15 protein-coding genes are annotated in these 12,388 nt (G+C 66.0%); 5 read left to right on the top strand and 10 right to left on the bottom strand.

Annotated elements, in window-relative coordinates:
• The first annotated feature begins 29 nt into the window (after positions 1-29).
• The 3 genes from V9G04_11920 to V9G04_11910 all read left to right on the top strand — a co-directional run bounded on the left by V9G04_11920 (position 30) and on the right by V9G04_11910 (position 1,748).
• Positions 30-602 carry a helix-turn-helix domain-containing protein gene (locus V9G04_11920; GenBank protein MEI2713962.1) on the top strand — a complete coding sequence of 191 codons (573 nt, stop codon included), beginning with the start codon at positions 30-32 and terminating at the stop codon, positions 600-602.
• On the top strand, positions 602-1,309 hold the full coding sequence (locus V9G04_11915) for an alpha/beta hydrolase (GenBank protein ID MEI2713961.1): 708 nt from the start codon (positions 602-604) through the stop codon (positions 1,307-1,309). Before V9G04_11920 ends, V9G04_11915 begins: the two co-directional genes overlap by 1 nt.
• Positions 1,310-1,382: 73 nt before the next feature.
• Positions 1,383-1,748, top strand: coding sequence for a sterol carrier family protein (locus V9G04_11910; protein MEI2713960.1), 366 nt, complete (start codon positions 1,383-1,385; stop codon positions 1,746-1,748).
• Here V9G04_11910 and V9G04_11905 read toward each other — a convergent pair.
• Positions 1,742-2,869, bottom strand: a complete 1,128-nt coding sequence (locus V9G04_11905) for a hypothetical protein (protein MEI2713959.1) — start codon at positions 2,867-2,869, stop codon at positions 1,742-1,744. The genes V9G04_11910 and V9G04_11905 overlap by 7 nt on opposite strands.
• Before the next feature lie 3 nt (positions 2,870-2,872).
• Positions 2,873-4,105, bottom strand: a complete 1,233-nt coding sequence (gene rocD, locus V9G04_11900; GenBank protein MEI2713958.1) for an ornithine--oxo-acid transaminase — start codon at positions 4,103-4,105, stop codon at positions 2,873-2,875.
• Between the two features lie 70 nt (positions 4,106-4,175).
• Here rocD and V9G04_11895 point away from each other — a divergent pair, with 70 nt between their 5' ends.
• Positions 4,176-5,540: a dipeptidase gene (locus V9G04_11895; protein MEI2713957.1), complete on the top strand. Its 1,365-nt coding sequence runs from the start codon at positions 4,176-4,178 to the stop codon at positions 5,538-5,540.
• On the opposite strand, the gene V9G04_11890 is transcribed toward V9G04_11895, so the two are convergent.
• From V9G04_11890 to V9G04_11860, 7 genes are all read right to left on the bottom strand, one after another.
• Complete coding sequence (locus tag V9G04_11890; GenBank protein ID MEI2713956.1) at positions 5,535-6,440, bottom strand: hypothetical protein; 906 nt, start codon at positions 6,438-6,440, stop codon at positions 5,535-5,537. The two genes, V9G04_11895 and V9G04_11890, sit on opposite strands and share 6 nt — an antisense overlap.
• Before the next feature lie 109 nt (positions 6,441-6,549).
• Entirely contained in the window at positions 6,550-6,828 is a 279-nt protein-coding gene (locus tag V9G04_11885; GenBank protein ID MEI2713955.1) for a hypothetical protein, read from the bottom strand.
• 1,075 nt (positions 6,829-7,903) lie between these two features.
• Positions 7,904-8,536 carry a PDDEXK nuclease domain-containing protein gene (locus V9G04_11880; GenBank protein ID MEI2713954.1) on the bottom strand — a complete coding sequence of 211 codons (633 nt, stop codon included), beginning with the start codon at positions 8,534-8,536 and terminating at the stop codon, positions 7,904-7,906.
• Positions 8,537-8,868: 332 nt separating this feature from the next.
• Positions 8,869-9,093, bottom strand: a complete 225-nt coding sequence (locus V9G04_11875) for a hypothetical protein (protein MEI2713953.1) — start codon at positions 9,091-9,093, stop codon at positions 8,869-8,871.
• Between the two features lie 80 nt (positions 9,094-9,173).
• Positions 9,174-9,401, bottom strand: a complete 228-nt coding sequence (locus V9G04_11870; protein MEI2713952.1) for a GNAT family N-acetyltransferase — start codon at positions 9,399-9,401, stop codon at positions 9,174-9,176.
• A gap of 312 nt (positions 9,402-9,713) precedes the next feature.
• A complete protein-coding gene (locus V9G04_11865; GenBank protein MEI2713951.1) occupies positions 9,714-9,944 on the bottom strand; it encodes a DUF1778 domain-containing protein in 231 nt (76 codons plus the stop codon).
• Positions 9,945-10,162: 218 nt separating this feature from the next.
• On the bottom strand, positions 10,163-10,735 hold the full coding sequence (locus tag V9G04_11860; GenBank protein ID MEI2713950.1) for a hypothetical protein: 573 nt from the start codon (positions 10,733-10,735) through the stop codon (positions 10,163-10,165).
• Between V9G04_11860 and V9G04_11855 the strand changes: the two genes are divergently transcribed.
• Positions 10,710-11,156, top strand: coding sequence for a hypothetical protein (locus tag V9G04_11855; protein MEI2713949.1), 447 nt, complete (start codon positions 10,710-10,712; stop codon positions 11,154-11,156). The genes V9G04_11860 and V9G04_11855 overlap by 26 nt on opposite strands.
• Positions 11,157-11,161: 5 nt before the next feature.
• On the opposite strand, the gene V9G04_11850 is transcribed toward V9G04_11855, so the two are convergent.
• Complete coding sequence (locus tag V9G04_11850; protein ID MEI2713948.1) at positions 11,162-12,364, bottom strand: AAA family ATPase; 1,203 nt, start codon at positions 12,362-12,364, stop codon at positions 11,162-11,164.
• Positions 12,365-12,388 lie beyond the last annotated feature (24 nt).

Raw genomic sequence — 12,388 nt, 5'->3', positions numbered from 1 at the left:
TGCGCAATAAGTGTTGCTAAAGTTGTGGCGTGCCTCCACCGGTTCAAGATCCGACTGTCTTGCGGGCTATTGCGCATCCGTTGCGTTCGCGGATCCTGCACGAGCTGACCTCGTCCGGACCGATGCGTGCGGCTGACGTTGCCAAGCGGCTGGGCGTCGCGGCCAACAGCGCCAGCTTTCATCTGCGGCAGTTGGCCCGATATGGCCTGATCGAAGTAGACCCCGAGGTGGGTCGTGACCGGCGAGATCGCTTCTGGCGTGCGGTTTCCCACGACGGCGTCAAGGTCCAGGTGGAGGGCATGGCCACCACCCCAGAGGGCCGTGCCGCGATGGCCGTGTGGAGCCGGCAGAGTCAGGCGTGGGCACAAGCGGTGGTGAGGGCGGCGTACTCCTATCCCGGGGGCGAACGCGAGTCCGGCGAGAGTGCGTACGTGGGGATCGGTGACTCGCTACTTCGCCTCGATGCGGCTGACGCCGCGGAGCTGAACGACGAACTGTCCGCGGTGCTGGATCGCTGGCGCGAGCGCACCCGCGGTCGCGAAGATGGGGAGACGTACGTGTTCCTCTCGGTGCTGTTGCCCGATCCGGGCCGAGGAGTCTGATGCGGCGGTTGACCTATGGGCCGGACGCCTCACAGTTTGCGGAGCTGACTGAGCCGGACGGGCCTTCGCGTGGGGTGGTCGTGGTCATCCACGGCGGCTTCTGGAAGGAGGCGTACGACTGCTCGCTCGGCCGTCCGCTCGCAGCCGACCTGGCCAGCCGTGGCTGGGCCGCACTCAACCTCGAATACCGCAGGGTCGGCAACGGGGGAGGGGTGCCGCAGACTCTCGACGACATCTCCGCTGGGATCGATCTGCTCGCCGACACCGACCTCGATCTCTCGACGGTCGTGACCTTGGGTCACTCCGCGGGTGGGCAGTTGGCGGCGTGGGCCGCCGGTCGTCACCGGCTGGCGCCGTGGTCTGACGCCCGGGTTCGGCTGACAGAGGTGATCTCGCAGGCGGGCGTACTCGACCTGGCGGCAGCGCATCAAGCAGGCCTCGGCTCCGGCGCGGTCGAGCGATTCCTCGGCGTGGTCGATGACGACACGCTCGGCCTGGCGGACCCGAGCAGGCAGTTGCCGTTGGACGTACGCCTGTGGGCGGTGCACGCGCGTGACGACGAAGATGTCCCGTTCGGGCAGTCGGAGGCGTACGTGGCGCGGGCTGGTCCGCGCGCGACCTTGGTCGAAGTCACAGGCGGGCACTTCGGGGTCATCGACGTGACGAGTCCGGCCTGGGCCGACATCGTCGAGATCCTGGAAACCTAGGGGACAATCGGGTGGCCAATCGGTGTAGGCGCACACTTGATGCCTCCCGCCGCCCCCCTCCAAGGAGCCCGCCGTGCCCGGTCGACTGCGTCGCGCCAGTGCCGATGAGGTCGAGGGCGCCCTGGCGCGGGACGGCCGCGACCGGGCGACCACCCGGATGCTGGTCAAGCACTTCCTCGCGGTGCTCTCCGAACGCGCGCCCGGCAATTCGGTCGAGGTGCGCGTGCCACCCCACGCGGCGGCGCAGGTGATCCCCGGCGTACGCCACACCCGCGGCACTCCACCCGCGGTCATCGAGACCGACGCCGACACGTGGATCGCCCTGGCCACGGGCAACCTGACCTGGGCGGAGGCCGTCGGGTCAGGTCGCGTCCGCGCGAGCGGCGAACGCACCGACCTCACGGCGTACCTCCCCCTCCACGAGCCCAAAAATCAGTAGATCCAACCCGGAGCATCGGGGATGTCTTCGGAGAGTTCGATCCCCTCGGCGGCGGCGATCACCTCGGCGGTCGTCACCAACGCGACCCGTGGGTCTTTCAGGAGTTCGGCGAACGCGGCCAACGACAGATCGGGATTGAGCTTGCCCAACTTGTACGTCGTCGGCAGGCCGTAATAGTCGAGTTCGACGATGGTGTCGCCGTTCTTGGCCAGCACCATCTCCAGGTTTCCCGGCGCGGTGGCAGCGGTGGGCTCGTTGAAATAGATCACGGTGCCGTGGCGGCGTTGGCAGTCGTCGAAGGCATAGAGTTCTTCGCCGACCATCCCGGTCTTGACGAAGCGTTCGTCGCAGGCGCTCTGGTTGGCGTACGCCGTGGCCGAACTGGTCTGGTGCACCTTGATCAGGGCGTACTCGTCAGAGTCGGTCCACAGGCCCGCCTCGATCCACAGCTCCCCGTCCTCGGTGCGAGTCTCGCCTGTCGCCTCCCTGGTCGTGTTGCCGGTGGCGTCGGCAAAGAGGTGTACGAGTGCCTGCGGCGTCAGCTCGGTGGACTCCTCGCCTGCCGAGGTCAGGGCTGATCCCGCCATGACGGCTTTCTGCGTGGTGAGCCAGTCGATGCGTGGATCCTTGAGCACTGCGACGAGGCGCTTGACCGAATAGGGCAGCGTCAGCATCTCCACGGGGTTTCTCGTGATCGGTTCACCGTTGTAGGACAGATACGCCACCGAGTCACCCTTGGGCAGGGCGATGTCGATCAGGCCGGGGTCCTCCTCGGGCTCTTCGAGATCCCAGGTGACGATCGCGCCGTCGACCTCGGCGCACTGCTGCGGTGCCTCCAAGTCCGAGCACGACGCAGGCAGCGGCGACGACTTGTCGAGTCGCCGCAGTCCGATCCGCAGCGTGGAAGTCGTCGTCGGGCTCATCGACCCGCGGATCGAGTCGGCGTCCTGCGAGACATCGACGTCCAGCGGCTCGGCATCGAGCAACTGCGACATCACCCAGACCAGTGACGCAGGGGTCGCCTCGACCGACCCGTTGTCGGCCGGATTCTCCTGACCCGCACCGCAGGCAGTGAGCAACGCGGCAGTGAGAACGCCGCCGACCCACCCCGAGACACGCATGGGTCAGTGCTGGTCAGCCAGCACGGCCGTGATCTGGCTGATCAGCAGGTCGATGTCGTCCTCCGACGCGACCAAGGGCGGCGCGAGCCGGACGGTCTGACCGTGCGCCTCCTTGGCCAAGATGCCGCGACCGAGCAGCGCCTCGGTGACGTGGCGACCAGTGGACACGGTCGGGTCGATGTCGAGACCAGCCCACAGACCGCGTACGCGCACCGCAGCCAGACCGCTGCCCAACAGGGGCGTGAGCCCGGCTTCCAGTCGCTCACCCAAGACGCGAGCCCGTTGCTGGAACTCACCAGTCGCGAGCATGGCGCACACCTCGTGCCCGATCGCGGCGGCCAACGGGTTGCCGCCAAAAGTGGAGCCGTGGGTGCCAGGCGTGATCACGCCGAGCACGTCGCGGTCCGCCACGACAGCCGACACCGGATAGAGGCCACCGCCGAGCGCCTTGCCGAGGATGTAGACGTCCGGCACGACGTCTTCGTACTCACACGCGAACGTCTTGCCCGTACGCGCCAGCCCCGACTGGATCTCGTCGGCGATCATCAAGATGCCGTGCCGGCTGCACAGCGTGCGTACGTCGCGCAGATAACCCTCGGGCGGGATCACCACTCCGCCCTCGCCTTGGATCGGTTCGAGCAGGATCGCGACCGTGCGGTCAGTGATCGTGGCCTCCAACGCCTCCAGATCGCCGTACTTGACGACCGAGAAGCCGGGGGTGAACGGGCCGTAGTCGCGGGTCGCATCGGGGTCGGTGGAGAAGGAGACGATCGTGGTCGTACGCCCGTGGAAGTTGCCCTCCATCGTGACGATCTCGGCCTGGCCCTCGGGCACGCCCTTGACCAGGTAACCCCACTTGCGCGCCACCTTCAGCGCCGTCTCCACGGCCTCGGCGCCGGAGTTCATCGGCAGGATCATCTCCTTGCCGCACAGCGCCGCGAGGTCGCGCGCGAACGGGCCGAGTTGGTCGTTGTAGAAGGCCCGCGACGTCAGCGTGAGCCGGTCGATCTGCTCGTGCATCCGGGCGAGCAGCCGTGGGTTGGAGTGCCCGAAGTTCAGCGCCGAATACCCCGCAAGGCAGTCGAGATAGCGCTTGCCGTCCACGTCGGTCACCCAGGCGCCCTCGCCGGAGGAGAGCACCACCGGCAGCGGGTGGTAGTTGTGCGCCGCATAGCCCTCGGTGAGTTCGATGTGGGCCGCCGACCGCGTCTGGTGACGCGTGATCTCCTCGCTCATCGGGCCATCGTGGCACCACGCGTCAATCGGGGCGAATCATCCCCGCGCGACGCCCGCTAACGTGGCGCTCATGACGACGCATGCTGACGACGCGACCCTGCAAGCCAATGTGCAGGAGGTGCTGCCCGGCCTGCGCCGCGACCTGGAGGACCTCGTACGCATCCAGTCGGTGAGCGCCGATCCCGAGCGCGCCGCCGAGGTGCAGCGCAGCGCGGAGGCTGTCCGTGACCTGTTCGCCGCGGAGGGCTTCGATGCCCGCATCGTGACCGCGCACGACGACGGTGTCGCGCCGGCGGTGATCGCGCACAAGGCGAGCAAGATCGAGGGCGCCAAGACCGTGCTGCTCTATGCCCACCACGACGTCCAGCCCGAGAACGATCACGCCGACTGGGACTCCCCGCCGTGGGAACCGACCGAGCGCGACGGCCGGCTCTACGCGCGCGGTGCCGCCGACGACAAGGCCGGGATCGTGGCCCACCTGGGTGCCGTACGGATCTTCGGTGACGACCTGCCGGTCAACCTGGTGATGTTCGTCGAAGGCGAGGAGGAGGTCGGCTCCGACACCCTGCCCGCGTTGCTGGAGCGCTTCAAGGAGGACTTGCGCGCCGACGTCATCGTGATCGCCGACTCCGGCAACTGGGACATCGGGGTGCCTGCCCTGACCACCAGCCTGCGCGGTCTGGTGCGGATGGACGTGGAGGTACGCACGCTCACCCACGCCGTGCACAGCGGCATGTGGGGCGGACTTGTGCCCGACTCGATCATGACGCTGGCACGCCTTATCTCGACGCTGCACGACGACGAGGGAAACCTCGTGATCGAAGGCCTGTTCAGCGGTCCCGCCGCCGACGTCGACTACCCCGAGGCGCGCCTACGTGCCGAGTCGGGTGCGGCCTCCGGGATCGAATGGATCGGCAGCGGTTCGACCGTCGAGCGCCTGTGGACCAAGCCCGCGTTGAGCATCACGGGCCTCGACGCCCCCAAGGTGGCAGGCGCGTCCAACACCCTGGTCCCGGCGGCCCGCTGCCGGATCTCGTTGCGGATCGCGCCGGGCGACACCACTGCCAACGCGGTGGCGCGGCTCCAGGCTCACTTGGAAAAGCACGTCGCCTGGGGAGCCACGCTGGAGACGACCGTGGTCGACACAGGCGAGGCGACCCAGATCGACGCGACGGGTCCGGCGTACGACGCGGCGCGCGCCGCGTTCACCCAAGCCTGGGACGGCACCGCGCCCATCGATATGGGTGTGGGCGGGTCGATCCCCTTCATCGCGGAGTTCCTCGACGCGTTCCCCGAGGCGAGCGTGCTGGTCACCGGTGTCGAGGACCCCGACACCCGAGCACACGGCGCCAACGAGGGATTGCATCTGGCCGAGTTCGAGCGGGTCGTCCTGGCCGAGGCGTTGTTGCTGCGCAACCTCGCCGACGGGTCATGACGCCCGGCTGAGCACCTCGCGCACGATCTCGACGGCGGCTGCTCTCAGTTCGGCTGGGGGCCGGTCGTCGCCGTACTGCACGGTGACGAGCAGGTTGCCTTGTCGCGCCGTCACTACCTGGTTGTTCGCGCCACCGCCCTCGGCCTGGAAGCCCCACGCCTCGGCCTCGTCGCCGAGACCCTTGATCACATCGTCACGACCGTCCGCGGCGAAGGCCGCGGCGGCCGTCCGCACTGCGGTTTGACCCGTCGCTGCCGACGGTGGCACCGCGTACGCCGAGACCGTGAGGTAGGGGTAGACCGAACTCAACGTGCCCCAGTGGCAGCCGCTCAGTCGTCTCTGCGACTGGCGAGGGGTCGTGGCCACGCTGGGCGCGTCCTCGACCAGGTCTTTGGCGGCCGTGGCCACGCTCTTGCACAGGTCCGAAGTGGCGGTGTGGGGTCCGTCCTTGCCTCGGGTGGGCGCCTTCGCGGGCGCACCCAATGCTGCGAGGATCTCGCGGGCGGCGCCGACGACGGCTGACTCGACCGCGTCCGGGCGTACCAATTCGGCATAGCGGTCCTCGATGAGTCCGGCCTGGGAGGCTCGCACGAGCACCACCGCATTGCGCCAGCGTGCCACGATCGCCGTCTCGGTCTGCGCGCCGTCGGTCGAGGGGCGCGTGGCGAACCACGCCTGGTCTCCGAGGCCTTCGAGTGCGCTCGGGGTGAGTCCGTCCGCTTTCAGCGTGTCGGTCAGCTTTTCCGCGCGGCGCTCGGCGGCTGCCTGCGCGGTCGTCGAGTCCGTGGGTGTGGCGATGTCGACCGAGGTCCGCAGGTTGCGTTCGACGTACGACGGATCGAGGGATGGTACTCGCGCAGTCCGTGAATCGCGCCAGGTGTCGTGGACAAGCGAAGCCACCGAGTATCAGGCGCGCCGCTTCCGAGGCATCCGCGTTGCCGTTAGCGAGGTCGATCTGCTCGACTTCTGGCATCGCCGCCGTGGGCGATGTCGTGCGCGATGGCCTCGCTCAGCGACGGGTTGATCGTGCGCACCTCCGGACGCCAGTCTCGTCGACGTTGAGATCGATGTCGTAGGGATAGATCAGTTCCTTGGCCGTCAGCCTTGCCCGATGTTCCAAAGGTCCGACACCACCATCTGCATCAAGCCGGATGACGCCCCGCGTCTGCTGGAACCCGTCGTTCTCCTTGAACTTGCCGACCAGCTCGCGCAGATCCGGGTGGAAAGGGATAGGCATCGACCACGCGCGTAGTGCAGCGACTCCGGCGTCGTAGGTCGTCAGGTTCATGCGCGCGGCGTCGCGCAGGGCGTCGCGGTAGGCTGCTAGCAACGCGCCTCGACCTTCAGACCGTCGGCGCCACGCCCTCGAAGAGCCGCTTGCGCAAGGATGTGGTACAGCTCGTCCCCGTTGGGGTTCACCGGCGTGATGGGCACCGCAATGCGCTTGGCCTCGGCGCCGATGCCCTGCACGGCACGGCCGAAGGCAGCCTGCAAGACTGGCTCTGGCCGATGCTGAAGTTCGTGCCCGCCAAATCGGACAGCACCAGACAGACGTTGTCCATCTCGGCCACTGCGACGAACAAGGTTCGCGAGCGCCGTGGTGGTGACCACGCCCAAGGTCGGCGTTGCCAACCGGCACCGCCACCGCGTACTCCAGGTACGGCGGCAGTTCGTCCAGAAACAAGCACCAACGGATCACCGCCGAGCAGCTGCTTCCAGGCCTCCGGGCCCGGGCGCGCTGCAGCAGTGGGAGAAACGTAGCGCGCGAACTGCTCTGCCCTGCCCACCTGCTCAGCAATTGAGCCCCAGATGCCGCCGGGCGCATCGGTGCTGCGCCCGTTGAACCCGACCACGCGGCAACGGCCGAGCTTAGGTGCCGGATCCTTGTCTCCCAGCACTCCGACGCCGCAGTTCCGGGTCCCTGTGCCAGCAGCCCAAGGCCGATCATGCTGTGGGTCTTGCCGCCACCCATAGCCTGCGACAAGCAGAGAACACGGACGGACCCCGCGCCGCTACCCGACAGGTGCCTGAAGTGCTCGGTCGAACCAGCATCATGCATGCCCGCTGGTGAAGTAGTTCTCGTCAAAGAACTCACCGCCATGCACCTTACCCTTAAGAAAGGTATCGAGGCTCAACACCGTGGCGCGACGATCTGCCGCAAACACGGATCCGCGTGGAGTGCACAGGGTCTTGATTGTCATGAGCTCTGGTGTTGAGATAGGTCTTGCGGGGCGCCCGCAGCGAAGCTGTTGGGCTGAGAAGAGGGCTTCACTCAGTAAGCAAGAGTGGCTTTGTCTGTGGGCACCTCACCCTCCCCTCTCAGTGTATTGGCACGGCTCCTGTCCTCAGCCCTCTTCGTGAAGTCATTGCGGTACTGCGATTTGCCTTGGTAGTGCTGCATGAGATTCACGATCACTTCGGGCCGCCGCTCTTCTTCTGTCGATCCCGATTGGAAACAACCGGCGCAGACTCAACTTCAACCTCAGCGACCGATGCGTTGAACGCATAGAACTCATGCAGCTTGGCCGCCAGCATCTGCTTGTCCGGCAGCTGGGTCTGGTACTGCGCCACCAAGCGCCGGCGACAGCGATGCGGCTGAGCGCGTACTCCACCACCTCGCTGTCCTTGGACGCGCACAGCAGCACGCCGATGGCTGGGTTCTCGTGCGGCTTGCGCACGTCGCGGTCCAGCGCTTCAAGGTAGAAGTTCAGCTTGCCCAGGTGCTCGGGCTCGAACCGATCCACCTTGAGCTCGATGGCCACGAGGCAGTTCAGGCCCCGATGGAAGAACAGGAGGTCGAGCGCGAAGTCGCGGCCACCCACTTGCACCGGGAACTCCGAGCCGACGAAGCAGAAGTCGCGCCCCAGCTCGATGAGGAAGGTGCGAAGTTGACCCAGCAGGCCGCTGTGCAGGTCGGCCTCGGTATGGCCGGCCTGCAGGTTGAGGAACTCGACCGAGTAGGCATCCTTGAAGGCGCTCGCCAGCGGCGGCGCCATGCATTTGTGTCAGCGCTGCCGACACTTTTGCTGGGCTCAGCACGGCGCGCTCGAAAGTGCCCAGGCTGTACTGGCGCTCCAGCTCGCGGCTGGTCCACTTCTCCTGCACCGCCAGGCGCAGGTAGAACTCCCGCTCCTCGGGGCGCTTGGACTGGGTCAGGATGATCAGGTTGTGGGTCCACGGCAGTTGTGTCAGCAGCGCTGTCACTTTCTTGTCGGCCGTGCTGTAGGCCTCGAAGAACTGCCTCATCCGAAACAGGTTTCGGCGCGTGAAGCCGCGCTGCCCTGGCATCGTGCGCGCGAGGTGCTGCGCCAGGCTATCCACCACGCCCTCACCCCAGACGGCCGCGGCCAACTTGGCGCTGATGTACTCGCCGATGCGCCAGTACGAGACCGACGAGTTCGCTGTTGACTGCTTGATAGGCTCGCTGGCGGGCCTGCTCAATGAGGCCGACGACCTCGGCGAAAGAAGTTTCAACCAGGTCGATAGGTTCGGCCTTGGCGACAGCCCGGGTCGCCACCGGCTTGCGCTTCATGACAGGTTTGCGGTCGCTCATGGTGTGCTCGCGTGGCGGCGGCTATGGTTCACGCAGAGCCAGGTCGACCGTGGCCAGCATCAGGCACAGGGTCATGGGCTTCACGGGCGACTCAATGAAGCCGCGCGAGATCGGTAGAACCGCCGGGCCTGCTCCGAGATGGCGTGCACCAGAAGCGCGGTGACGCCGGCGATGTCGGCGGCCTGAATCGCGCGCCGGATGGCGTCGTTGAGCAGCGCGGTGCCGATGCCCTTCTGGTGGTGATCCTTGTGGATGGCCAGACGGCCGAGGACGAGCACAGGTATCGGGTCGGGCCGGTTGCGCTTCATCGGTGGACGGCGCGTCGGCGTGGCCGATGGCGCCGGCGGCCAGGCAGTAGTAGCCGATCACGGCCTCGCCCTCGCACACGACGTAGGTGCGCGACGAGCCATTGGCCTGGTTCTTCGCCGCGCGCCGCTTCAGCCAGTCGTCCAGCGACGGCTCGCCGCTGTCGAAGTCGGCGAGTTGGTGCTGCTTCGGCTCAGCGGCTGCGGCGCCGAGAGCATCGGCACGGTCACTTCCCGCGGCGGCTCGCAGTCTTTGCTGCCGTGGCCGCAGCCGTGTCCCAGGGCGCTTGGGCCTTGAGGGTGCGGCGCAGGCGGTCAGTGGGCGCGGGCGGGTTGTCGAGCATGTCCTGGAAGGCGGCAAAGCCTCTTCGCGTCCAGAGCGAAGTAGGTCTGGTCGAGCAGCACGTCCTCGGCCTGCCTGCAGGCGGCTTCGAGCATGAAGTCCGAGCGGCTGCGGCCCAGGCGGTCGGCGGCCTGGTCGATCAGGTCGCGCTGCCCTGCCTTGGCGCGGATGCTGATCGTGACGGGCTCTTGGGCTTGGGACATACACACCTCCATGTATGTCAATCATAGTACATTCATGTACGGCTATCGGCAAGACAATCGAAGTGTCCACAGCGGGCGATCTGGGTGTTCTACGGTAGAACGGACATCGCGGAGCGCATCCCCGCTGGGCGGGATCTCGCAAGTTTTGGTGGGCGTTCTACCGTAGAACAGCCAAAAGCAAAGGGGGCCGACAGGCCCCCTCATAGATCTCTGGTTCACTAGCAAAAGCTCAATCGAAGAGCTTCTCCAGGAACTCCCGCAATCGCTTCTCTTTGGCAGCAGACAAGCCGCCCGCTTTGATCTGAACGGAGACGTTGCCCTTTGGGTCCTTGTCCCAGAAACCGACAACCTTGCCCTTGGATGTGATCTGCACCGGAGCCTCGCGTGTAGTCGAGGCACCCGCGCCGGTGAGTCGTGCAAGGACCTCCTTGGCCGGCGAGCTTCGGGGTCATCGCCGCAAGTTCGCGCGCCTGAGCCAGAACATCATCGGGGCTCTTGTCGATCGCGGCCTTCAGCGCAGTGCCCCATCGAAACTGCAGGCTAAGTGGGCTCGGGAAAGCCTCGATCACTTCGGGCGGCAGTGACGCCAACTGGATCGCAGTGCTGACGTTGCCGACCTGAGCGCCGATCGAGGTAGCCAGCCTTCTGAGCGAAGGGAACAAGCCGTCATCAATCGCACGCTTGTACATGACACCCTGCTCCCAGGGCGAAAGGTCCTGGCGCTCCCGGTTCTCGCGCTCCATCTCTGTGAAGAGCTGAGCGTCGGTGAGCACCTCGACGATCGCAGCCACGGGCAATCCCAAGCTCAAGGCATGCGCGATGCCGTCGATGGCCGAAGGCAATCTCGTATTCATCTTGCCCGTCACCGCCCTGCCCTACCCGCCTGACTTTGATCGGCTGCACGTTCCGACCAGCCGCCTGAATCTCGGCCTTCAAGCCTTCGAACTCGGCGCCCGCAAACGACAGCTCGTGCCGGTTCGCAAAGCGGCTCGGCTTGATCCGCTTCGGATCCAAGAACTCGACGATGGTGGCGTCCTCGAACCGCTCAAGCTTCGCGCGCAGGTCGCGGTTTTCTGCCTCGACCCCGCGGCCCATCGCAATCGACGCGGAAATCGCACCCATTGCCGTGCGGGGCCGATCAACCGGCGCCGGCGCGGCGGCCGGCGTTTCGTCTTCGTCATCGAAGCTGATGCTCTTGGCCTTGTCGGTTAGCTTGCTCATTCCGCGTCCTCCGTCTTCGTGACTTGCCTCAGCCAGGCGCTCACCATCTGGCCTTCAACGATGTCGACAAACTGGTCATAGGCGTCTACGGCCCGCTTGATGGTCCTGCTGCCGGCTGAACCAGGCTTCATGTCATAGATCGACCCAAACTCCGCACTTGCCGACGCGGCCGTTGCCGTCTTTGGAATCTCTATGGGCAACACCTTCGAACCGTAGGCGGCGCTGATCCACTCGCGCACGACATTGGTTGCGATGTCGCTCGCATCCACCTTGGACAGCAGCACGTCAACAAACTCGAATCGCTTGGACTTGCCACGGGCAACCAACTCCTTGGTCAGGTCATAGAACAGGTCCCAAAACTGAACGCTGGACGCGAAATCGAGCGCGTTGGGCGGGAGAGGGGTGATGATCCCGTCAGCGGCCATCATGGCGTTGATGGTGACGTAGGAAAGGGCAGGGGGCGTGTCGATGATGATCACGTCGTAGGTCTGACGAGCCTGCTCGATGCCGTAGTGCAGTACGTTCCAGAACTGGAAGCGCTGACCCTCGTCCCGCTGGCGGCCTGGAAGCGCGAACTCGGCACTGAAGAGAACCGACGTCGCTGGAATGAGGTCGATACCGTCCCAGTACGTCGAGCGGATCGCGTACTCCACGCTTTCCTGTTCACCCAAACACAGCGGCAAGATCGTGTGCTCGGCCTCGACCTCGGCGTCAGGCAGGATGCCGAAGAGGGTGGTGAGACTGCCTTGTGGATCGCAGTCGATCACCAAGACCTTGTGGCCACGAATGCTCAGGCCCTGAGCAAGCGTCACTGCGGTCGTAGTCTTGGTGACGCCGCCCTTGAAATTGGCGACCGCGACTGTGATTGCCTCGGCGCCTGGCGGACGCATCCGTCCGGTGCGAAGCTCCCGCGTCCAGGCCCGCACATCTGGCAAGCTGAATTCACGACGAGTGCCCGCGGAGTTCAGCCCGCCGGCGGGCAGGGTGCCTCCCTTCTTGGCGCGATAGTCGATCTGGCGAGTGTCCAGGTTGACCAGGCTGCCGAGCTGTGCCGGGGAGAAGTGCGGAGGCTCCTTCTGCGCATTCGGAGCTAGCATTGCCTTCCGGACCTTGGCCAGGATCTTCTTGGCGCGTTCGGCTTGCACACCGATATCTGCAAGTTCTACTTGCTCTCGTCCCTCGACAAGGATGTTCGTCACGTAGCCTCCAACACTGGTTTAGCC

This window comes from Nocardioides sp., from assembly GCA_037045645.1.
Lineage (GTDB): Bacteria > Actinomycetota > Actinomycetes > Propionibacteriales > Nocardioidaceae > Nocardioides.
The sequence above is the reverse complement of the archived record's forward strand: the minus strand, read 5'-3'. Positions and strand labels throughout refer to the sequence as shown.

Excerpts from the sequence above, each read along its gene's own strand:
- V9G04_11915 (MEI2713961.1), top strand. The coding sequence starts at position 602 with ATGCGGCGGTTGACCTATGGGCCGGACGCCTCACAGTTTGCGGAGCTG.
- V9G04_11905 (MEI2713959.1), bottom strand. The coding sequence starts at position 2,869 with ATGCGTGTCTCGGGGTGGGTCGGCGGCGTTCTCACTGCCGCGTTGCTC.
- rocD (MEI2713958.1), bottom strand. The coding sequence starts at position 4,105 with ATGAGCGAGGAGATCACGCGTCACCAGACGCGGTCGGCGGCCCACATC.
- V9G04_11895 (MEI2713957.1), top strand. The coding sequence starts at position 4,176 with ATGACGACGCATGCTGACGACGCGACCCTGCAAGCCAATGTGCAGGAG.
- V9G04_11885 (MEI2713955.1), bottom strand. The coding sequence starts at position 6,828 with ATGAACCTGACGACCTACGACGCCGGAGTCGCTGCACTACGCGCGTGG.
- V9G04_11880 (MEI2713954.1), bottom strand. The coding sequence starts at position 8,536 with ATGGCGCCGCCGCTGGCGAGCGCCTTCAAGGATGCCTACTCGGTCGAG.
- V9G04_11875 (MEI2713953.1), bottom strand. The coding sequence starts at position 9,093 with ATGAGCGACCGCAAACCTGTCATGAAGCGCAAGCCGGTGGCGACCCGG.
- V9G04_11870 (MEI2713952.1), bottom strand. The coding sequence starts at position 9,401 with ATGAAGCGCAACCGGCCCGACCCGATACCTGTGCTCGTCCTCGGCCGT.
- V9G04_11865 (MEI2713951.1), bottom strand. The coding sequence starts at position 9,944 with ATGTCCCAAGCCCAAGAGCCCGTCACGATCAGCATCCGCGCCAAGGCA.